Raw genomic sequence first — 21,071 nt, 5'->3', positions numbered from 1 at the left:
CTAGTCCCCTAAAGATCATCAGGCCCCGGTCGAAACCGGGGCCTGACCTGCATCTTCAGTCGGATGCTCTTGGCGGAGGATACGAGATTCGAACTCGTGAGGGTGTTAACCCAACACGCTTTCCAAGCGTGCGCCCTAGGCCTCTAGGCGAATCCTCCGCAGACGAGGATACAGGTCCCCGACGGGTCGGCCACCCCACCACCCCCTGAAGATCGACCGCTGGTCGGGTAGGCTTGGCGGCACCCCCCGTGCGGCGTGCATCTCGTGAACCTCCCCAGGGCCGGAAGGCAGCAAGGATAAGCGGGCTCTGACGGGTGCACGGGGGGCCTTTCTGTCTCCGGGCGCCGGTAACGTCCCTGCGGGTCAGGTCACCGGCGGGGTGGGTGGTCACCCGCGGCTGACCGGCGCAGAATGGCTCGGTCGAGAGGAGGCGGGACGAGTGGCACTGGCGCTCTACCGCAAGTACCGGCCACGCACCTTCGCCGAGGTCATCGGGCAGGAGCACGTCACCGAGCCGCTGTCGCAGGCGCTGCGCAGCGGGCGGCTCAACCACGCCTACCTCTTCTCCGGCCCGCGCGGCTGCGGCAAGACCTCCAGCGCCCGCATCCTGGCCCGCTCGCTCAACTGTGAGCAGGGTCCCACCCCCGAGCCGTGCGGGCAGTGCGACTCCTGTCGCTCGCTGGCCACCGACGGCGCGGGCTCGATCGACGTCATCGAGATCGACGCGGCGAGCCACGGCGGCGTCGACGACGCCCGCGAGCTGCGCGAGAAGGCGTTCTTCGCGCCGGCCAGGAGCCGCTTCAAGATCTATGTCATCGACGAGGCGCACATGGTCTCGTCGGCCGGCTTCAACGCCCTGCTCAAGCTGGTCGAGGAGCCGCCGGAGTACGTCAAGTTCATCTTCGCGACCACCGAGCCGGAGAAGGTCCTCGGCACGATCAAGTCGCGGACCCACCACTACCCGTTCCGGCTGATCCCGCCGAAGACGCTCCGGCCCTACCTGGAGCAGCTCTGCGAGGCCGAGGGGGTCTCCGTCGAGCCGGCGGTCTTCCCGCTGGTGGTGCGCGCCGGCGGCGGCAGCGCCCGCGACAGCCTCTCCGTGCTCGACCAGCTCATCGCCGGGGCCGGGCCGGAGGGGGTCACCTACTCCCGGGCCGCCGCCCTGCTCGGCGTCACCGACGCCGCCCTGATCGACGAGATGTGCGACGCGCTCGCCGCCGGGGACGGGGCGGCCGCGTACGCGACCGTCGACCGGGTGGCGGAGGCCGGGCACGATCCGCGCCGGTTCGCCTCCGACCTGCTGGAGCGGCTGCGCGACCTGATCGTGCTCCAGCAGGTGCCGGACGCCGCCGCCAAGGGCCTGATCGACGGCCCGGCCGACCAGATCGAGCGGATGGCCGCCCAGGCCCAGCGGCTCGGCCCGGGCACCCTGTCCCGCTGCGCCGACATCGTGCACAACGGCCTGGTGGACATGCGCGGCACCACCGCCCCCCGGCTGCTGCTGGAGCTGATCTGCGCCCGGATGCTGCTGCCCGGCGCCGACGACACCACCGGCGGCCTGCTCCAGCGCCTGGAACGCATGGAGCGCCGGCTCACCCTCGCCGGCACCGACGCGCCGCCGGTCGCCGCCGGCCCCGCGCCGGTCGCCGCCGCCCCCGCGGTACGCCCCGAGCCCGCTCCCGCGCCCGCCCCGAGCGGCCCGGCCGGCCCGGCCGAGGCCGCCGCGCCCGGCGTGAACGGCGCGGGTGCCCCGGTGCCGACCGATGCTGTGCCGCGTGGCGTCGGCGCGGGTGCTCCGGCGGGACCGTCGGGTGCCGTCCCGGACGGTCCGGCTTCGCCCGCCCCGGTGCCCCCGGCCGCGCCGGTCCCGTCCGGCACCGCGACTGCCGGTGCCGACCAGGCTGCCGGCGCCCCCCGTCGGGTGGTGCCGCCGTCGGCGGTGATGCCCGACCCGGCGACCCCCGAGCCGCCCCGCCCCGGCGCACAGGCGTCCGGCGCGCTGGACGCCGTCGCGGTGCGCCGGGTGTGGCCCGAGGTGGTCGGCAAGGTCAACCGCACCAACAAGCGGATCGCGGCGCTGATGCGCGACGCGGTGGTCCGCGACCTCGACGGCGACACGCTCGTGGTGACGGTGAAGTCGTCGGTGCTGGCCAAGATGATGTCCGACCACGCCCAGGTGCTCACCGACGCGCTCTACGAGGAGTTGGGCGGGCGCTGGCAGATCCGCTGCGAGGTGGCCGGTGAGCGGGGCGGCGTGTCGCTCGGCGGCCCGTCCCGGCCCGCCGTCCCGGCCCGCCCGGCCTCCCCGCCGGCCGGCCCCGCCCACCAGGCCCCGACCGGCCCGAGTGGCGCCGGCTCCAGCGGCGGCCCGTCCGGTGCCGCCATGTCCGGCGCCGGCGGCATGCCCGGTGGCGGCATGTCCGGTGGTTCGCCCGGTGGCGGTATGTCCGGTGGTCCGTCCGGTGGTCCCTCCGGTGGTGGCGTGTCCGGTGGTCCGTCCGGTGGTGGCGGCGGGTCCGGCGGTCCGGGCGGCGTCGCCGGCACGTCGGGCGGCCCGAGCGGCGGGCCCGGCGGCCCGAGCGGCGCGGCCGGCACGTCGGGCGGACCGGTCGGCGGGCCCGGCGGTGCGGGTGGCGCGGCCGGTGGACCCCGTGGCGGCGCGGCGACCCGCTCATCCCCGGGTGAGGCGCGGGCCGGCGGTGCTGCCGCCGCCGAGGCGGCCGAGGACTGGCCCGAACCGGCCCGGCCCGGCGGCGCGGCCGGCGGGGGCGAGGACTGGCCCGAAGCGGCCCGCCCGGGTGGCGCGGCCGGCGGGGGCGTGGACGACTGGCCGGAGCCGGCCCGGCCCGGCGGCGCGTCGGGCGGCATCCCGACGACCACCGCACCCGTGGGCGGCGCGTCGGCGGTCGCCGCGCCGGCCGTACCGAAGCCGGCCGGTCCCTCGGCGGCGCCGCAGCAGGCCGCGCCCGCCGGGCCCCCGGTGAGCAGCGCGATCGCGGCGGCGCGGGCGGCCGCGGCGGGACGTGGACCGCGTCCCGCGCAGGCGGCCCGGAAGACGGCGGACGCCGACTGGGCGGGCGAGCCGCCGTACGACCCGGAGTTCGACGGGCCCGTGCGCCGCGGCGGCGGGGGACGCCCCGGCGGCGCCCCACCGGCGGCCCCGGCCTACGAGGGCTTCGACCCGGGCGACGAGCCGCTGGACGAGGTGCTCGACGAGCGGACCGCGCGGGAGTCCAGCGAGGAGCAGGCGGTACGGCTGCTCCGCGAGGCGTTCGGCGCCGAGAAGATCGACGAGGTGGACGCCCGGTAGGGCGGCGACCGGACACGGTGCCACCGCCCGGGCTGGCGACCGGAACGAGATCTTGGCAGGAAACGGCCCCTCCGGGAGCCTTCCCCTACCAAGATCTCCGCCGCCGGCCACGCCCTCCGCCGCCGGCCACGCCCTCCGCCGCCGGCCACGTCGTCGGCCACGCCGGTGCACGTCGCCGGAGGGAGCTTGTCAGGCCGTCCAGGCGGGCAGGCCGTGCGGGTGCGCCTCGGCGAGCAGCCGCTCCGGCCCGGCGCCGACCCGGGCGCGGAGCTGGAAGCGGGGTCCGCCGACCGGGTGCGGCTCGAAGAACAGGTGCGCGACCGGCGCGCCGGTGCCGCCCTCGGCGGCCAGCCGCGCCAGCTCGGCGGCGACCCGCAGCCATTCCGCGGCCGGCACGTACTGCCGCATCACCGAGTGCCACACCACGGTGAGCGCGCCGGGGCGCGGGGCGAGCCCGGCCAGGAATTCCGCCGCCCCCACCGCGACCACCCGGGCCGGCACCCGGCGGGCCAGCTCCAGCGCGCCGGCCAGCCGGGCCGCGCGGGCGGTGTGCTCCGGCCAGAGGTACGCCCGCAGCGCGAGCGCGCCGTCGGGGGTGCCCGGGTCGAGCGGGGTGACGTCACAGCCGAGCCGCTCCACCACGGTCAGCTCGGGGTACGCCGCGGCCGCCTCCCGCAGCCAGTGGGGCGGCCCGCCCCGCCAGGCGTCCGGCAGCCGTACGGGGGAGTCGGCCGGTCCCCAGGCGAAGCCGCTGGCCTCGACCCGGAACCGGTCGGCGCGCAGGTTCAACCCGGCGCTCGCGCCCAGCTCGACGAGGCGCACCGGCAGCCCGCACACCTCGTGGACGGCGTGCAGCAGGCCGGCCAGCAGCAGGTTCGCCCGGCCGACCTCGTTGGTCTGGGGCGGCCGGCGCAGCCAGCCGCGCAGCGTGTCGTGCTCGGCCTCGATGACCGCCCGGAACGCGGCCCAGCAGGCGGGGGCGTCCGCCGCTCCGTACGCCCCGCCGGCGCTGGGATAGAACCGGGCCAGCTCCGGCGCCCGGCCGGACAGCACCAGCGCGTGCACGCCGCCGAGCAGGCGGAGCGACACGAGGGCGTCGGCGTCGGCGTCCTCGTACCCCGTGATGACGGTGGCGCACGGGCCGCCGGCCCGGACGTCGTCGGCGGCGCGCGACAGCAGGTTGGCGTAGAGGGCGGCGTCCATGTCGGCGCAGGCCCGCGCCTGCCGTTCCATGGCCGCCGCGGCCTGTTCCCGGGACATCCGTCCGCTCCCTCCGGTCGACCCCGTGATCGTCCCCCGGACCCTCCGGGTGGGGACGCACCGGGACGGGGCGGGGCCGCTCCCAGCGGATAGGCTGAGCGGCGGCCGAGCAGACGAGTGCGAGAAGGAGCCATCCGTGCGCCCAGGTGGACAGCCGAACATGCAGCAGATGCTGAAGCAGGCGCAGAAGATGCAGCAGCAGATCGCCAAGGCCCAGGCCGAGCTCGCCGAGGCCGAGCTGACCGGCACCGCCGGTGGTGGTCTGGTGACCGCGACCGTCGCCGGCACCGGGGAGCTCAAGGCGATCAAGATCGACCCCAAGGCGGTCGACCCGGAGGACGTGGAGACCCTGGAGGACCTCGTCGTCGCGGCCGTGCACAACGCCGCCGAGGCGGCCCGGGAGCTGACCGAGAAGAAGATGGGTCCGGTCACCGGCGGCATGGGCGGCCTCGGCCTGCCCGGTTTCTGAGCGGCAGATGTACGAGGGCGCCATCCAGGACCTGATCGACGAGTTGGGGCGGCTGCCGGGCGTGGGCCCGAAGAGCGCCCAGCGGATCGCCTTCCACGTGCTGTCGGCCGATCCCGCCGACGTCAACCGGCTGGCGGGCGCGCTGCGCAAGGTCAAGGAGCTGGTGCGGTTCTGCACCACCTGCTACAACGTGGCCGAGTCCGACCAGTGCCGGATCTGCCGCGACCCGCGCCGCACCGACGAGGTGCTCTGCGTGGTCGAGGAGCCGAAGGACGTGGTGGCGATCGAGCGGACCGGTGAGTTCCGGGGCCGCTACCACGTGCTCGGCGGCGCGATCAACCCGTTGGAGGGGATCGGGCCGGACAATCTGCGCATCCGCGAGCTGATGACCCGCCTGGGCGGGGGCGCGGTCCGGGAGTTGATCCTGGCCACCGACCCGAACACCGAGGGCGAGGCCACCGCCACCTACCTGGCGTTGATGGTCAAGCCGATGGGCATCGCGGTGACCCGGCTGGCGAGCGGCCTGCCGGTCGGCGGCGACCTGGAGTACGCCGACGAGATCACCCTCGGCCGGGCCTTCGAGGGCCGCCGCGCCGTCTGACCCGGCGACGATGGCCGGCGCCGGATCCCGGTGCCGGCCATCGTCGTACCTGTCCGCGCGTCCACTGTGGGTTCTGACATGTGGACGTAGCAGCCCGTCCATCGATGTAACAAATTTGCATCGGTAAACCCGGACATTCCGCCCCTTTGATGGCGGTCCGGCACGGCCTCCGGGGCGGGGCGCACCGGTTAAGACACGATCCGGTACCAACCGCTTCGACGAAGGTTTCCCGGCGGTCCGAACGAAGGCTAAGGTCACGGCCATCGGTGACCCCTGTCACCACGTTGTCCGTACCCCCAAGGAGAAGCACCATGCGTGCATCCAGGCCGAAGGTCGCTATCGCGGCCGTCGCGGTCGCGGCCCTCGCGGTAGCAGGCTGCGCCGAGAGCGACCGCGGTGACAGTTCCGGCGGTAGCAAGAAGGACACCCTCGTCTTCGGCGTCGCCGGAGACCCGAAGGTGCTCGACCCGAGCTTCGCCAGCGACGGTGAGTCGCTGCGCGTCGCACGCAGCATCTTCGAAACGCTGGTCACGCCGGAGGAGGGGGGCACGAAGATCACCCCCGGTCTGGCCGAGTCCTGGACTCCGGACGCCGCCGGCACGACGTGGACCTTCAAGCTGCGTTCCGGCGTGAAGTTCCACGACGGCACCGACTTCAACGCCGAGGCGGTCTGCAAGAACTTCGACCGCTGGTACAACGCCAAGGGCCTCATGCAGAGCCCGGACGTGACGGCGTACTGGCAGGACGTCATGGGCGGCTTCGCCAAGAACGAGGACGCGGAGCTGCCGCCGAGCCTCTTCAAGTCCTGCACCGTCAAGGACGCCACCACCGTGGACCTGGCCTTCACCCGGGTCTCCAGCAAGATCCCGGCCGCGCTGATGCTGCCGTCGTTCTCCATCCACAGCCCGACCGCGCTGGAGAAGTACGACGCCAGCAACGTGGGCGGCACCGCCGAGGACATCAAGTACCCGGCGTACGCGATGGAGCACCCGACCGGCACCGGTCCGTTCAAGTTCAAGTCCTGGGACGTCGCCAACAAGACGCTGACCCTGGAGCGCAACGAGGACTACGCCGGCGGCAAGGCCAAGCTGAAGACCCTCATCTTCAAGACCATCTCGGATGAGAACGCGCGCAAGCAGGCGCTGCGCTCCGGCGACATCCAGGGCTACGACCTGGTCGGCCCGGCCGACGTCGAGCCGCTGAAGGGCGAGGGCTTCAACGTCCTGACCCGCCCGGCGTTCAACGTGCTCTACCTGGCCATCAACCAGAAGGGCAACCCGAAGCTCGCCGACATCAAGGTCCGGCAGGCCATCGCGCACGCCCTGAACCGGCAGGCGCTGGTCGACTCGAAGCTGCCCCCGGGCGCCAAGGTCGCCGAGAACTTCATGCCGGACACGGTCGAGGGCTGGAACGGCGACGTCGCCAAGTACGACTACAACCCGGAGAAGGCCAAGCAGCTGTTGGCCGAGGCCGGCGCGACGAACCTGACCCTGCGGTTCCACTACCCGACCGAGGTCACCCGCCCCTACATGCCGAACCCGAAGGACATCTTCGAGCTGCTCTCGGCGGACCTCAAGGCGGTCGGCATCAACGTCCAGGCCATCCCGCTCAAGTGGAGCCCGGACTACCTCAACGCCACCACCTCCGGCAGCAAGCACGACATCCACTTCCTCGGCTGGACCGGTGACTACGGCGACGCCTACAACTTCATCGGCACCTTCTTCGACCGGCCGAAGGACGAGTGGGGCTTCACCAACAAGGCCCTGTTCGACCAGTTCAAGGACGCCGACACCACCGCCGACCAGGCGGCCCGGGTGGAGAAGTACAAGGCCCTCAACAAGGCCATCATGGAGTTCCTGCCCGGCGTCCCGGTGTCGCACTCGCCGCCGGCGATCGTGTTCGGCAAGGACGTGACCGGGGTCAAGGCCAGCCCGCTCACGGACGAGCGGCTTGAAACGGCCGAGTTCAAGTCCTGACCTGACGCAAGGACCGCGGGCGGGCGCTGTTTCGACAGCGTCCGCCCGCGACCCTCCGTACCCCTTTCGAGGCCACCGTGTTCCGGTTCATCGTCAGACGCCTGCTCCAGCTGATACCCACGCTGTTCGGGCTCTCCCTCCTGCTCTTCATCTGGCTCCGTCGACTGCCCGGCGGCCCCGAGACCGCCATTCTCGGCGAGCGCGGAACGCCCGAGATGCGTGCCGCGATCCGGCGCAACATGGGCCTCGACGAGCCGATCCTGGTGCAGTACGGCCGTTTCGTGCGGCGACTGCTCCGCCTCGACCTCGGCACCTCGACCTCCACCAAGCGCGCGGTCACCACGGAGTTCCTGGAGCGTTTCCCGGGCACCGTCGAGCTGACCGTCATGGCGCTGGTGATCGCGATCGGGCTCGGCATCCCGCTCGGCTACCTGGCCGCCCGCCGTCGCGGCCGGCTGCTCGACCACGCCTCGGTCGGCGGCTCGCTGATCGGCATCTGCATCCCCGTGTTCTTCCTGGCCTACGTGCTGAAGGCGATCTTCTCGGAGAACCTCGGCTGGTTCCCGTCCAGCGGCCGGCAGGACCCGACGCTCGGCGCCACCCGGATCACCAACTTCTTCGTCCTCGACGGCCTGATGACCCGGGAGTGGGACGCCGCCGCCGACGCGATCTGGCACCTCGTGCTGCCGGGCGTCGCGCTGGCCAGCATCCCCCTGGCGATCATCGTCCGGATCACCCGGGCCAGCGTGCTCGAGGTGCTCAACGAGGACTTCGTCCGTACCGCCGAGGCGAAGGGCCTCACCGAACGGACCGTCCGTCGCCGGCACGTGCTGCGCAACGCGATGCTGCCGGTGGTCACCTCGATCGGCCTGCTCACCGGTGGCCTGCTCTCCGGCGCGGTGCTGACCGAGACCGTCTTCGCCTTCAGCGGCATCGGAGCGTTCATCTACGACGCCATCGGCCAGCGGGACTACCCGGTGCTGATGGGCTTCATCATGATCATTGCGGTGGTGTACGTGCTGGTGAACCTCCTGGTCGACCTCTCCTACAGCCTGATCGACCCGAGGGTGAGGGTCCGGTGACGATCACCAGCGGCAAGAAGAAGGAAAAGATCGACCGGCTCTCCGAGCTGGCCGCCCGCGACGACGAGCGCGGCGTCAGCCTCTGGCAGGAGGCGTTCCGCCGGCTGCGGCGCAACCCCGCGGCGATCATCGGCGCGGTCATCCTGGTGCTCTTCGTCCTGGTCGCGGTGGTCGGGCCGTTCTTCGTCCCGTACGGGCCGACGGACGCGATCGGCATCCGCGAGGGCCTGGTCAAGTCGGGCCAGGGCCTGATCCCGGGGGCCTCCGGAGACCACTGGCTCGGCTTCGACCACCAGGGCCGCGACGTGTTCAGCCGGATGATCGTCGGCGCCCGGCAGACCCTGCTGGTCGGCGTCGTCTCCACACTGATCGGTCTGGCGATCGGTGCCCTGATCGGTGGGGTCGCCGGCGCGGCCGCCGGACTGGGTGGCCGGTGGGGGCGGGCGATCGACACCGCGCTCATGCGGGTCATCGACATGATGCTGGCGCTGCCCAGCCTGCTGCTGGCGGTGAGCATCGCCGCGCTGCTCGGGGCGAGCCTGACCACCGTGATGATCGCGGTCGGCGTGGTGTCCGTGCCGGTCTTCGCCCGGCTGCTGCGCGGCTCGATGATCTCCCAGGCCAACAGCGACTACGTGCTGGCGGCCACCTCGCTGGGCGTGAAGAAGTCGAAGATCGCGATCACCCACGTGGTGCCGAACTCCCTCGCCCCGGTGATCGTGCAGGCCACCCTGACCCTGGCCACCGCGATCATCGAGGCCGCCGCGCTCTCCTTCCTCGGCCTGGGCAACCCCGACACGGCGGTGCCCGAGTGGGGCGTGATGCTCGCCGACGCGCAGCCGTACCTGGGTATCCGGCCGGGCCTGGCGGTCTATCCGGCGGTCGCGATCATCATCACCGCGCTCGGCTTCACCCTGCTCGGTGAGGCGATGCGCGAGGCCCTCGACCCGAAGCTGCGGAAGTAGGTCGGCATGTGTGAAGCGTTGCGAGCCCCGCGGTCGCGAACGGAGGGTCGATGATGGCACTGCTCGAAGTGGACGACCTCTCCGTCACCTTCGCCCGGCGCGGTCAGCGCACCGTGCACGCCGTCGACGGGGTCTCCTTCTCCGTCGACGCCGGTGAGGTGGTCGGCCTGGTGGGCGAGTCCGGCTGTGGCAAGAGCGTCACCTCGCTGGCGATCATGGGCCTGCTGCCCAAGCAGCCGGGCCTGCGCGTCGGCGGCAAGGCGGTCTTCGACGGCACCGACCTGCTCCAGCTCGACGACCGGTCCCGGCGGGACATCCGCGGCCGGGACGTCGCGATGATCTTCCAGGATCCGCTCTCCTCCCTGAACCCGGTCATCCCGATCGGATTGCAGGTCACCGAGGTGCTCGCGCGGCACCGGGGGATGCGGGGCGCGGCGGCCGAGAAGGAGGCGGCGGCGCTGCTGGACCGGGTCGGCATCCCCGACCCGAAGCGGCGGTTGAAGGAGTACCCGCACCAGCTCTCCGGCGGCATGCGGCAGCGCGCCCTCATCGCGATGGCGGTGGCCTGCAAGCCCCGGCTGCTGATCGCCGACGAGCCGACCACGGCGCTGGACGTCACCATCCAGGCGCAGATCCTGGAGTTGCTCAAGGAGTTGGTCCGCGACTCCGGCACCGCGCTCGTCATGATCACGCACGACCTGGGCGTGGTGGCCGGCATGTGCGACACCATCAACGTGCTCTACGCCGGCCGGGTGGTGGAGACGGCCCGGCGTCGTCCGCTGTTCCGCGAGCCACGGCACCCGTACACCGTGGGGCTGCTCGGCTCGGTGCCCCGCCTGGACGCGGGGCGCGGCGAGCGGCTGAACCCGATCCCCGGCTCGGTCCGCGACCTGCTGCCCTGGCCGGACGGCTGCGCCTTCGCGCCGCGCTGCGCCCGGCGGGTCGACGAGTGCGTGGGGGAGCCGCCGGCGCTGGTGCTCGCGCACGACGGGCGCAGCTACCGCTGCGTCAACCCGGCGCCGCTGTCCGGCACCGTGCCCCCGCCGGCCGCCCCGGCTCCGGCGGCCGACGCCCAGGCCGCACCGGCGGCCGAAGCCCTCGCCGGCACGGCACCGGCGGTCGACGCCGGCGCACCGGCGGCGGAGGCGACCGCGGGCCCGGTGCCCGCCCCGCGCGAGGAGGAGAAGCCGTGACCGAGAGCGACATCCTCGTCGAGGTCCGCGACCTGAAGGTGCACTTCCCGATCCGGCGGGGGGTGATCCTCGACCGGACGGTCGGGCACGTGAAGGCGGTCGACGGGGTCGACCTGCGCATCGCGCGCGGCAAGACGTACGGCCTGGTCGGCGAGTCCGGGTGCGGCAAGTCGACGCTCGGCCGGGCGCTGCTCCAGCTCACCCCGCCCACCAGCGGCGAGGTGGACTTCGACGGCGTCGAACTCACGACGCTGCCCGCGGGCAAGCTCCGGTCGATGCGCCGCCGGATGCAGATGATCTTCCAGGACCCGATGTCGAGCCTGGACCCCCGGCAGAACGTCGAGTCGATCCTCACCGAGGGGTTGCAGACCCACGGCATCGGCGGCAACCGCGACGAGCGGCGGCGGATCATCGGCGAGACGCTGGACGCGGTGGGCCTGCCCCGCTGGGCGCTCTCCCGCTACCCGCACGAGTTCTCCGGCGGACAGCGCCAGCGCATCGGCATCGCCCGGGCGCTCGTGCTCGGGCCCGACCTGATCGTCGCCGACGAGCCGGTCTCCGCGCTCGACGTGTCGATCCAGGCCCAGGTGGTGAACCTGCTCGACGAGCTCCAGGACAGCCTCGGCCTGACCTACCTGGTGATCGCGCACGACCTCGCGGTGGTGCGGCACATCTCCGACACGGTCGGCGTGATGTACCTCGGCGCGCTGGTCGAGGAGGCGCCGAGCGACCGGCTCTACACCGAGCCGCTGCACCCGTACACCCGGGCGCTGATGTCGGCGGTGCCGGTGCCGGATCCGGACGTGGAGGACCGGCGGGAGCGCATCCTGCTCGCCGGCGACCTGCCCTCGCCGGCCAACCCGCCGTCGGGCTGCCGGTTCCACACCCGCTGCCCCTGGGCGCAGCCGACCCGCTGCGCCGACGAGCGGCCCGTGCTGCGGGAGATCGGCGGAAGCCGGGTCGCCTGCCACTTCGCCGAGCCGATCGCCAGCGGCGAGCTGCGCCCGCACAAGGTCAGCGTGCAGCTCACCCGGCCGGTGGGCGAGGGCGAGGAGCCGCACACCGTCTCCGCCCCGAGCGAGCCCGGCTCGTACGTCTGACCCACGTCACGGACGCGGTCCCGCGAGGCGGGGCCGCGTCCGTGCGGTCAGCCCTCGGGGCGGTGCAGCAGGGCGACGGCGATGCCGTGCACCGCGTCGAGCCCGGCCGGATCGGCCAGCGCGACCCTGCCGCCGGTCACCGCGTACCACTCGTCGGCGTCCCTGTACTGCACCGTCAGCGTCACCTGGCCGTCGGCGTAGCCGGTGCGCAGGGTGAGCTCGCCGGTGACCACGCCGACCTCGTCGGTCATCACCCCGCCCGGGCCGGGCACGATGTCGGCCGTACGCTCCTGCGCGGCGGTCGACGTGCCGCCGGCGTCGGCGGCCATGCCCGCCCCCGGCACCGCGGTCTCCGTGCCGGCCGCGCCGTCCGCCGTCATCCCGGCCGTGGTCGGCCCGGCCGGCGCGCTGCCGGTGGCGGCCGCCGCGTCCTCTCCGGCGGCGTCCGGCGTCTGCTCCGGGGCGGGGGTCGCCCCGGCCCCGGTCACGGCTTGCTCGCCCATGTGCAGCCCTCCAGCATGTCGGTCAGGGCGGCCTTCTCGGCGTTGGTCACCGTGAGCCGCCAGTGGTGCTTGACCGTCACCCAGTTCTCGGCGTACTGGCACCAGAACGACCGGTTCGCCGGCTTCCACTGGGACGGGTCCTGATCACCCTTTGCCCGGTTGGAGGACTGGGAAACCGCGATGAGCTGCGGCCGGTCCATGTCGTTGGCGAAGTCGCCGCGCTTGGCGTCGTCCCACTCGTCGGCGCCGGAGCGCCACGCGTTGGCCAGCGGCACCATGTGGTCGATGTCCACGTCGGACGGGTCGGTGAGGGCACGGTCGTCGTAGACGCTCTCCCACCGGCCCGCGACCACGTTGCAACCGGAGAGCTTGATGTCCTCCCCGTCGCGTTTCAGCACGCTGTCCCGCACGTCGCAGTTCTTGCCGGTGTCCCGCCAGTGCGGGAAGCGCTCCCGGCTGTAGCCCTTCATCGACCCCGCGTTGGCGACGGTGAGCTGGGCCAGCTTCTGCGCGGCGTTGCCGCCGCTGCCGCTCGGCGGGGCGTCCGGCTCGTCGACGGGGACGCAGCCGGCCGCGCCGAGCGCCAGCGCCGCGGCCAGCGCGGCCGTCACCGCGACGCGCGGTCCTGATCTGGTACGCACAGACGACACCTCTCCAGCTTGGGGGCTCCCGGCGATCCCGCACAGTACCCGGGCATGGTTTCGGCGTTTCGTGGCGTTGCTCATATGGTGCGAGGCAGATTGGACGCCATGACCGAATCCGCGCCCGCGCTCCGCCTGGGCACCGCCCGCGGCCGGGGCGCGCTGCTCGCGGCCGTCCTCGCCTCCGGCATGGTGTTCCTGGACAGCACGGTGGTCAACGTGGCGCTGCCCCGACTCGGCGCGGAACTCGACGCCACCGTGGCGGGTCTCCAGTGGACGGTCAACGGCTACCTGCTGATGCTCGCCGCCTTCGTCCTGCTCGGGGGCGCGCTCGGCGACCGCTTCGGGCGGCGGCGGGTCTTCCTGCTCGGGGTGGTCTGGTTCACCGCCGCCTCACTGCTCTGCGGCCTGGCCCAGAGCACGGAGTGGCTGATCGCGGCCCGGTTCCTCCAGGGCGCCGGCGGCGCGCTGCTGACCCCGGGCTCGCTGTCGGTGCTCCAGGCCAGCTTCCACCCCGACGACCGGGGCCGGGCGATCGGCGCCTGGTCGGGCCTGTCCGGCGTCTCCACCGCGCTCGGCCCGTTCCTCGGCGGTTGGCTGATCGACGCGCTCTCCTGGCGGTGGATCTTCTTCCTCAACCTGCCGCTGGCCGTGCTGGTGGTCCTCGCCGCGCTGCGCTGGGTGCCGGAGAGCCGGGACGAGGCCGCGTCCCGCACCCAGGGGCCGGGCGGTCGCCGCCGCCGGTTCGACGTGGCCGGGGCGCTGCTCGGCGCGCTCGCCCTGGCCGGCGTCACGTACGCGCTGATCGACGCGCCCGCGCGCGGCTTCGACTCGGTGCCGGTGCTGGTCGCGGCCCTGGTCGGGGTGGCCGGCGCGGCGGCCTTCGTGCTCGTCGAGCGGCGCCGCGGCGACGCCGCGATGCTGCCCACCGGGCTGTTCGGCAGCCGGATCTTCGCCGTGCTGAACGTCTTCACCGTGCTGGTCTACGCGGCGCTCGGCGGCTTCACCTTCTTCCTCGCCGTGTACCTGCAGAACGTGGTCGGCTGGTCGGCGCTGCTCACCGGGATCGCGATGCTGCCGACGACCGTGCTGCTGCTGGTCGGCTCGGCGCGGGCCGGCGCGCTGTCGGCGCGGATCGGGCCCCGGTTGCCGCTGACCGTCGGGCCGGTGGTCGCGGCGGTCGGGCTCCTGCTGCTGCGCGGCGTCGGCCCGGACGCGACGTACTGGCGGGACCTGCTGCCCGGGGTGGGGCTCTTCGGGATCGGGTTGACCCTGGTGGTGGCGCCGCTGACCGCCTCGGTGCTGGCGGCGGTCGAGGACCGGTTCGCCGGGGTGGCGAGCGGCTTCAACAACGCCGCGTCCCGGGCGGGCGGCCTGCTCGCGGTGGCCGCGCTCCCGCTGCTGGTGGGGCTCTCCGGCACCGGCTACGCGGAGCCGGGCGAGCTGACCGACGCCTACCGGGGCGCGATGCTCTGGTGCGCCGGCCTGCTGCTGGCCGGGGCGGCGCTGGCCGCCCTGCTCGTCCGCCGTCCGTCGCGGCAGGCGCCCCCGTCCCGGCCCGGCCGGGGCGGTACGGTCACCCGGTGACGGATCAGAACGAGACGCCCTCCCGCCTGCGCTACCGCCTGCTCACCGGGCCGGACGACGCCGACTTCTGCCGGCGGGTCAGTCAGGCGCTCGCCGACGGTTACCGGCTGCACGGCTCGCCCGCGATGACGTTCGACGGCCAGCGGGTGGTGGTCGCCCAGGCGGTGGTGCTCGCGGACGGCTGGCCGGCCGACGTCACCCCCGTCTGATCACGGGAGCGCCGACGACGCCCCGGCGATCGGGGGCTGTCGGGAAGGGCCCGCCGCCACGCCGTGAGGCGTCGACAGCGGGCCCTCTCCCGGACCTCAGGCGCGGGCGCGGTTGACGGCGCTCGTGACGGCCTTGATCGAGGCGGTGACGATGTTGGCGTCGGTGCCGACGCCCCACACCGTGCTGCCGTCGACCTCGCACTCCACGTACGCGGCGGCCTGCGCGTCGCCGCCGGAGGAGAGCGCGTGCTCGTGGTAGTCGAGCACCCGTACCGCCACACCCACCGACTGGAGCGCGTTGACGTACGCGTCGATGGGGCCGTTGCCGACGGCGGTCAGCGAGCGGTGCGCGCCGCCCAGGCCGACGCGGGCCTCGATCTCGACCTTGCCCTCGGCGGTGCCGATGGCGTAGCCGTCCAGGGTGAGCGCCCGGTCGGCCTGGTGGTCGAGCAGGTAGTGCCCGGCGAAGATCTCCCACATGGTGCCCGGGTCGACCTCGCCGCCGTCGTGGTCGGTGACCTGCTGGACCACGCCGGAGAACTCGATCTGGAGGCGGCGCGGCAGGTCGAGCTGGTGCTCGCTCTTCATGATGTACGCGACGCCGCCCTTGCCGGACTGCGAGTTGACCCGGATGACGGCCTCGTAGGTGCGGCCCAGGTCCTTCGGGTCGACCGGCAGGTAGGGCACTGCCCAGGCGTGCTGGTCGATCGGCACCCCGGCCGCCGCGGCGTCCTTGGCGAGCGCGTCGAAGCCCTTCTTGATCGCGTCCTGGTGGGAGCCGGAGAAGGCGGTGTAGACCAGGTCGCCCGCGTACGGGTGGCGTTCGTGCACCGGCAGCTGGTTGCAGTACTCGACGGCCCGCTTCACCTCGTCGATGTTCGAGAAGTCGATCATCGGGTCGATGCCCTGGGAGAACAGGTTCAGGCCCAGCGTCACCAGATCGACGTTGCCGGTGCGCTCGCCGTTGCCGAACAGGCAGCCCTCGACCCGGTCGGCGCCGGCCAGCAGCCCCAGCTCGGCGGCGGCCACGCCGGTGCCGCGGTCGTTGTGCGGGTGCAGGCTCAGCACCAGGCTGTCCCGCCGGGGCAGGTGCCGGTGCATCCACTCGATCGAGTCGGCGTAGACGTTCGGCATCGCCATCTCGACGGTGGCGGGCAGGTTCACGATCAGCTTGCGGTCGGGGGTCGGGTCGACCACCTCGATGACCTTGGCGCAGACCTCCAGCGCGTAGTCCAGCTCCGTGCCGGTGTACGACTCGGGCGAGTACTCGTAGTGGATGTCGGTGTCGGGGGTGTGGATCTCCGCGTACTTCTGGCAGAGCCGCGCGCCCTGCGTCGCGATGTCCGTGATGCCGTCGCGGTCCAGGCCGAAGACCACCCGGCGCTGGAGCGTGGAGGTCGAGTTGTAGAAGTGCACGATGGCCCGGCGCGCGCCGCGCAGCGACTCGAAGGTGCGCTCGATCAGGTGCTCCCGGCACTGGGTGAGCACCTGGATCGTGACGTCCTCCGGGATCAGGTCCTGCTCGATCAGCTGCCGGACGAAGTCGTAGTCGGTCTGGCTGGCCGAGGGGAAGCCGACCTCGATCTCCTTGTAGCCCATCTGCACCAGGAGCTGGAACATCCGCCGCTTGCGCTCCGGCGACATCGGGTCGATGAGCGCCTGGTTGCCGTCGCGCAGGTCCACGGCGCACCAGCGCGGCGCCGCCTCGACGTGGCGGGTCGGCCAGGTCCGGTCCGGCAGGTCGATCCGGAACTGCTGCTGGTACGGCTGGTAGCGGTGGTACGGCATCCGGCTCGGACGCTGCCGGGCGATCGGATCGGTCTCGACGTCGGTGACGGGTTGAGCCATGACGGAGTGCTCCCCTTGGAACATGTGGCGTCAGCAATCGGAAGGTGTCGGCGAGGTGCCGGGGCCACGGTGCCCGGGCGGTGCCGATGGGAAGTTCGGATGTGCTGGACGGCGCGGTTCGACTCCGCGACGAGGTGCCGGCCTTCAGGCCTCGTCGCGGCGACCAAGGAGGAGGTGCGCCTGCCACATGACAGGGTCACCCTACGTGGTGGGAAGGGTCGTGGGAAGGCCGGTCCGGACTATGGGACCCGTGTCACCGCCCGCCGGGGCGGTGTGGGACGACCGGGGGCGGCCGTCAGGTCAGCAGGAGTTCGGCCACGGGCCGCCGGCGGCGCAGGCCGGTCTCCGGCCCGAGCAGGTCGGCGGGGAGGCTGAGCGGGTCGCCGAGCTGCCCGACGGCCACCACCACGTGCGGGCGTACGCCGGCCGGCAGGTCGAGGTCCGCGACCAGGCCGGCGCGGTCGAGGTCGACCAGTTGGCGCACGTGCAGGCCGAGCGCCGTGGCCTGCACGGTGAGGTGGGCGACGGCCTGACCCAGGTCGTAGAGGTTCCCGGCGGTCCCCGTGAGGTGGGCGCCCAGCAGCAGCGCCGAGGCGCGCTGCGCCCACCGCTGGTCCCGCGCCGGCAGATTCACCAGGATCCGCTTGAACGTCTCGTCGTCGCGGCGCCCCAGGGCGAACCGCCACGGTTGGGCGTTGCCGGCCGAGGGCGCCCAGCGGGCCGCCTCGAGCAGCGCCGACGCGTGGTCGGGGGCCAGCTCGGCCATCGGGTCGAAGGACCGGGGGCTCCAGCGGAACGCGAGCAGCGGGGTGAGGTCGGCCATGCGACGAGTGTCCCGTACGGGCGATTGAGCCCTTAGGGGCGGGATGTCCGAATGTGGCGAATCGCACCCGTAACGTCCTGGCGGTCAGGGCGTTCCCGCGCTCGGGCTGTCGCTCGGCTCCGGCGCCGCCGTGCCGAGCGGTTCCCGGTCCACCACCGGACCGGCGAGCTGCACGGTGGCCGGGGCCGGCGCGGGCGGCCCGGCCAGGGTCAGCGTGCCGGCCGCGATCCGCACGGCGGTGGGCGTGCCGTCGCGGTCGTAGCAGTAGATGCCCACGTCCAGCGGGGCGTTGATCGAGGCCGAGGTCGTCTCGACCGAGTAGCAGGCGCCGGACGCGCCGGGCGGGGGCTGGGCCGGCGACACGGCGAGCGGGGCCCGGCGGTCGGTCAGCACGTCCAGCCAGTCGGTGAAGGGATGCTGGACCCGGGGATCGAGCCGGCGGGGCACGGCCTCGTCGGGGTCGCCGAGGCGTACGCAGCTCGGCGGCTCGGGTCGGATGGCCGACGGCAGGGCGCACTGGTAGAGCCCGTCGGCGGTCGCGGCGAACGAGACGTCCGCGGTGCCGCCGAGCGCGCCGCCCGGGATGTCGACCCGCCAGGTGCCGTCATTCGCGCTGGTCACCACGATCGTGCGGTCCGGGGCGTCCGGGGCGCGCAGCGTGTAGCCGGCGACCAGGTGCCGGTCCTGGGCCGCCGCGGCGAGCGCGGCCAGCTCGTCGCGGGCCGCGTCCATCCCGGCCGGGCCGGGCGTCGGTGTGGCGGGTGGCGGCGCGGCCGGCTGGTCGGCGGCGCAGGCGACGAGGAGCGCCGGCAGGACGAGCGCGAGCGGGCCGGCGAGGCGCCGGGCCGGCCGCGCGGGCGTGCGGACGGCCTCGCCGCCGACGGTGTGCCGACGATCCCGGCCGCGAGGGCCGGCCGGACTCAGGTGGGCGTGCACCGGGCCATTCTGCGGCCCGGGAGCGACGCGCGGGGGACCCCTCCGGTCCGTCCGTCCGGCGTGTCGCGGGCCACGCCTCCGCCCCGCGCCGGGCCGGATCGTGGGATCACCTGACCCGGCGGTGCCGGCCGACCGATACCCTGGACGGGTCCGACACGCGCCGCCGGCTCCGACCGGCGGCGTCGGCACGCTCAGGGTCGTCGCTGGGAGGGAGTGCACCGTCGTGGCACTCGTGGTGCAGAAGTACGGCGGGTCCTCCGTCGCCAACGCCGAGCGGATCAAGCGCGTGGCCGAGCGGATCGTCGCCGCGCGCAAGGCCGGCGACGACGTCGTGGTGGTGGTCTCCGCCATGGGGGACACCACCGACGAGCTGCTCGACCTGGCCAACCAGGTCAGCCCGCTGCCGCCGGGCCGCGAGCTGGACATGCTGCTCACGGCCGGGGAGCGGATCTCCATGGCGCTGCTCGCCATGGCCATCCACAACCTGGGGTACGAGGCCCGCTCGTTCACCGGTTCGCAGGCCGGCGTGATCACCACGTCGGTGCACGGCCGGGCGCGGATCATCGACGTCACCCCGGGCCGGCTCAAGGGCGCGCTCGACGAGGGCGCGGTGGTCATCGTGGCCGGCTTCCAGGGCGTCTCGCAGGACACCAAGGACGTCACGACACTGGGCCGGGGCGGGTCGGACACCACCGCCGTGGCGCTGGCCGCCGCCCTGCACGCCGACGTCTGCGAGATCTACACCGACGTCGACGGCGTCTTCAGCGCCGATCCGCGGATCGTCCCCAACGCCCGGCACATCAAGCAGATCACCTACGAGGAGATGCTGGAGCTGGCCGCCTGCGGCGCCAAGGTCCTGCACCTGCGCAGCGTGGAGTACGCCCGCCGGGCGGGCTTGCCGATCCACGTCCGTTCGTCATACTCGACCAACACCGGCACGATGGTCACCGGATCGATGGAGGACCTTCCTGTGGAGCAAGCACTGATCACCGGGGTCGCCCACGACCGCAGCGAAGCCAAGATCACGATTGTGGGGGTGCCCGACGAGCCGGGCGCCGCCGCGAAGATCTTCGACACCGTGGCCGGCGCCGAGATCAACATCGACATGATCGTGCAGAACGTCTCCACCGAGGGCACGGGGCGCACGGACATCTCCTTCACCCTGCCCAAGACCGACGGCCCGACGGCCATGGCCGCGCTCAGCAAGATCCAGGAGTCGGTCAAGTTCAAGGGCCTGCTCTACGACGACCACGTCGGCAAGGTGTCGCTGATCGGGGCGGGCATGCGTTCGCACCCCGGCGTCGCCGCCGGGTTCTTCGCCGCCCTCGGCGCGGCCGGGGTGAACATCGAGATGATCTCCACGTCGGAGATCCGGGTCTCCGTGGTCTGCCGCGACACCGACCTGGACGCCGCCGTGCGCGCCATCCACGAGGCCTTCGACCTCGGCGGCGACACCGAGGCCGTCGTCTACGCGGGGACGGGACGGTAGCGCCCATGTCGTCGCTGCCCACCCTGGCCGTGGTCGGAGCGACCGGTGCCGTCGGCACCGTCATGTGCGAGCTGCTCACCGGGCGCAAGAACGTCTGGGGAGAGATCCGCCTGCTCGCCTCCGAGCGTTCGGCCGGGCGGCGGGTGCGCTGCCGGGGCGAGGAGCTGACCGTCCAGGCGCTCACCCCGGAGGCGTTCGACGGCGTCGACGTGGCGATGTTCGACGTGCCGGACGAGGTCTCCGCGCAGTGGGCGCCGGTCGCGGTCGGCCGGGGCGCCGTCGCAGTCGACAACTCCGGCGCCTTCCGCATGGACCGCGACGTTCCGCTGGTGGTGCCCGAGATCAACCCCGAACAGGTCCGCAACCGGCCGAAGGGGATCATCGCCAACGCCAACTGCACCACCCTCGCGATGATCGTCGCGGTCGCCCCGCTGCACCGCGAGTACGGGCTGCGTGAGCTGGTGCTCGCGTCCTACCAGGCGGTCTCCGGCGCCGGCCAGGCCGGGGTGGACACGCTGCACACCCAGCTCACCAAGATCTCCGGTGACCGGGCGCTCGGCTCCCGTCCGGGTGACGTCCGCCAGGCCGTCGGCGACGAGCTGGGCCCGTTCCCGGCGCCGCTGGCGCTCAACGTGGTGCCCTGGGCCGGCTCGCTGGCCGAGGCGGGCTGGTCGTCCGAGGAGATGAAGCTGCGCAACGAGTCGCGCAAGATCCTCGGGCTGCCCGACCTCAAGGTCTCCGCCACCTGCGTACGGGTGCCGGTGGTGACCGGCCACTCCGTCGCGGTGCACGCGGTCTTCGCCACCGAGGTGGACGCCGAGGGCGCCCGCGAGGTGCTGCGCAACGCCCCCGGGGTGATCCTGGTCGACGACCCGGCCGCCGGCGAGTTCCCGATGCCGATCGACGCGGTCGGCACCGACCCGTCCTGGGTGGGCCGGCTCCGCCGCGCCGTCGACGACCCGCGCGCCCTGGACTTCTTCGTCACCGGCGACAACCTCCGCAAGGGCGCCGCCCTCAACACCGCCCAGATCGCCGAGCTGCTGGCCAAGGAGCTGACCGCCCGCTGACCGGGCTGGGGT

The 21,071-nt window shown here is 73.4% G+C and carries 18 protein-coding genes, 1 tRNA gene and 1 other RNA gene; 13 read left to right on the top strand and 7 right to left on the bottom strand.

Features of this window, described 5'->3' with window-relative positions; translation table 11 throughout:
- Positions 1–70 precede the first annotated feature (70 nt).
- Positions 71–158 (bottom strand) — tRNA-Ser (locus ACGF7U_RS27765).
- Between the two features lie 82 nt (positions 159–240).
- On the opposite strand from ACGF7U_RS27765, the gene ffs reads away from it, so the two are divergent.
- An RNA gene (gene ffs, locus ACGF7U_RS27760) (signal recognition particle sRNA small type) lies at positions 241–331 on the top strand.
- A 108-nt stretch (positions 332–439) separates the two neighbouring features.
- On the top strand, positions 440–3,310 hold the full coding sequence (locus tag ACGF7U_RS27755) for a DNA polymerase III subunit gamma and tau (protein WP_393111556.1): 2,871 nt from the start codon (positions 440–442) through the stop codon (positions 3,308–3,310).
- Between the two features lie 189 nt (positions 3,311–3,499).
- Here the strand turns inward: ACGF7U_RS27755 and ACGF7U_RS27750 are convergent, their stop codons facing one another.
- On the bottom strand, positions 3,500–4,570 hold the full coding sequence (locus ACGF7U_RS27750; protein ID WP_393111554.1) for a DUF2332 domain-containing protein: 1,071 nt from the start codon (positions 4,568–4,570) through the stop codon (positions 3,500–3,502).
- A gap of 160 nt (positions 4,571–4,730) precedes the next feature.
- On the opposite strand from ACGF7U_RS27750, the gene ACGF7U_RS27745 reads away from it, so the two are divergent.
- From ACGF7U_RS27745 to ACGF7U_RS27715, 7 genes are all read left to right on the top strand, one after another.
- A complete protein-coding gene (locus ACGF7U_RS27745) occupies positions 4,731–5,039 on the top strand; it encodes a YbaB/EbfC family nucleoid-associated protein (RefSeq protein WP_350683380.1) in 309 nt (102 codons plus the stop codon).
- 7 nt (positions 5,040–5,046) lie between these two features.
- Positions 5,047–5,640 carry a recombination mediator RecR gene (recR, locus tag ACGF7U_RS27740; protein ID WP_393111552.1) on the top strand — a complete coding sequence of 198 codons (594 nt, stop codon included), beginning with the start codon at positions 5,047–5,049 and terminating at the stop codon, positions 5,638–5,640.
- 311 nt (positions 5,641–5,951) lie between these two features.
- Positions 5,952–7,616: an ABC transporter substrate-binding protein gene (locus ACGF7U_RS27735; protein WP_393111550.1), complete on the top strand. Its 1,665-nt coding sequence runs from the start codon at positions 5,952–5,954 to the stop codon at positions 7,614–7,616.
- 77 nt (positions 7,617–7,693) lie between these two features.
- Positions 7,694–8,698, top strand: a complete 1,005-nt coding sequence (locus tag ACGF7U_RS27730; protein ID WP_393111548.1) for an ABC transporter permease — start codon at positions 7,694–7,696, stop codon at positions 8,696–8,698.
- Positions 8,695–9,663: an ABC transporter permease gene (locus ACGF7U_RS27725; RefSeq protein ID WP_393111546.1), complete on the top strand. Its 969-nt coding sequence runs from the start codon at positions 8,695–8,697 to the stop codon at positions 9,661–9,663. The genes ACGF7U_RS27730 and ACGF7U_RS27725 overlap by 4 nt, the downstream gene beginning before the upstream one ends.
- 53 nt (positions 9,664–9,716) lie before the next feature.
- The gene (locus tag ACGF7U_RS27720) at positions 9,717–10,856 is read left to right on the top strand and encodes an ABC transporter ATP-binding protein (RefSeq protein WP_393111544.1); all 1,140 of its coding nucleotides are present in this window, start codon (positions 9,717–9,719) and stop codon (positions 10,854–10,856) included.
- Positions 10,853–11,956, top strand: a complete 1,104-nt coding sequence (locus tag ACGF7U_RS27715; RefSeq protein WP_393111542.1) for an ABC transporter ATP-binding protein — start codon at positions 10,853–10,855, stop codon at positions 11,954–11,956. The genes ACGF7U_RS27720 and ACGF7U_RS27715 overlap by 4 nt, the downstream gene beginning before the upstream one ends.
- Positions 11,957–12,003: 47 nt before the next feature.
- On the opposite strand, the gene ACGF7U_RS27710 is transcribed toward ACGF7U_RS27715, so the two are convergent.
- Positions 12,004–12,459, bottom strand: coding sequence for a hypothetical protein (locus ACGF7U_RS27710; RefSeq protein ID WP_393111540.1), 456 nt, complete (start codon positions 12,457–12,459; stop codon positions 12,004–12,006).
- On the bottom strand, positions 12,441–13,100 hold the full coding sequence (locus ACGF7U_RS27705; protein WP_393111538.1) for an HNH endonuclease family protein: 660 nt from the start codon (positions 13,098–13,100) through the stop codon (positions 12,441–12,443). The genes ACGF7U_RS27710 and ACGF7U_RS27705 overlap by 19 nt, the downstream gene beginning before the upstream one ends.
- A gap of 108 nt (positions 13,101–13,208) precedes the next feature.
- On the opposite strand from ACGF7U_RS27705, the gene ACGF7U_RS27700 reads away from it, so the two are divergent.
- Positions 13,209–14,687, top strand: a complete 1,479-nt coding sequence (locus ACGF7U_RS27700) for an MFS transporter (protein WP_393111536.1) — start codon at positions 13,209–13,211, stop codon at positions 14,685–14,687.
- Entirely contained in the window at positions 14,684–14,896 is a 213-nt protein-coding gene (locus ACGF7U_RS27695) for a DUF1737 domain-containing protein (protein ID WP_393111534.1), read from the top strand. The genes ACGF7U_RS27700 and ACGF7U_RS27695 overlap by 4 nt, the downstream gene beginning before the upstream one ends.
- A gap of 96 nt (positions 14,897–14,992) precedes the next feature.
- Here the strand turns inward: ACGF7U_RS27695 and leuA are convergent, their stop codons facing one another.
- The 3 genes from leuA to ACGF7U_RS27680 all read right to left on the bottom strand — a co-directional run bounded on the left by leuA (position 14,993) and on the right by ACGF7U_RS27680 (position 18,503).
- A complete protein-coding gene (gene leuA, locus ACGF7U_RS27690; protein ID WP_393111532.1) occupies positions 14,993–16,744 on the bottom strand; it encodes a 2-isopropylmalate synthase in 1,752 nt (583 codons plus the stop codon).
- Between the two features lie 295 nt (positions 16,745–17,039).
- Positions 17,040–17,567: a nitroreductase family protein gene (locus tag ACGF7U_RS27685; RefSeq protein ID WP_393111530.1), complete on the bottom strand. Its 528-nt coding sequence runs from the start codon at positions 17,565–17,567 to the stop codon at positions 17,040–17,042.
- Between the two features lie 84 nt (positions 17,568–17,651).
- The gene (locus ACGF7U_RS27680) at positions 17,652–18,503 is read right to left on the bottom strand and encodes a hypothetical protein (protein ID WP_393111528.1); all 852 of its coding nucleotides are present in this window, start codon (positions 18,501–18,503) and stop codon (positions 17,652–17,654) included.
- A 223-nt stretch (positions 18,504–18,726) separates the two neighbouring features.
- Between ACGF7U_RS27680 and ACGF7U_RS27675 the strand changes: the two genes are divergently transcribed.
- Both ACGF7U_RS27675 and ACGF7U_RS27670 read left to right on the top strand, forming a co-directional pair.
- A complete protein-coding gene (locus tag ACGF7U_RS27675) occupies positions 18,727–19,992 on the top strand; it encodes an aspartate kinase (protein WP_393111526.1) in 1,266 nt (421 codons plus the stop codon).
- Positions 19,993–19,997: 5 nt separating this feature from the next.
- The gene (locus ACGF7U_RS27670; RefSeq protein WP_393111524.1) at positions 19,998–21,059 is read left to right on the top strand and encodes an aspartate-semialdehyde dehydrogenase; all 1,062 of its coding nucleotides are present in this window, start codon (positions 19,998–20,000) and stop codon (positions 21,057–21,059) included.
- The last annotated feature ends 12 nt before the right edge of the window (positions 21,060–21,071 follow it).

This window comes from Micromonospora sp. NPDC047670 (genome assembly GCF_043204915.1).
Lineage (GTDB): Bacteria > Actinomycetota > Actinomycetes > Mycobacteriales > Micromonosporaceae > Micromonospora.
Note: the sequence above shows the minus strand (reverse complement) of the source record. Positions and strands in the feature narration are given on the sequence as shown.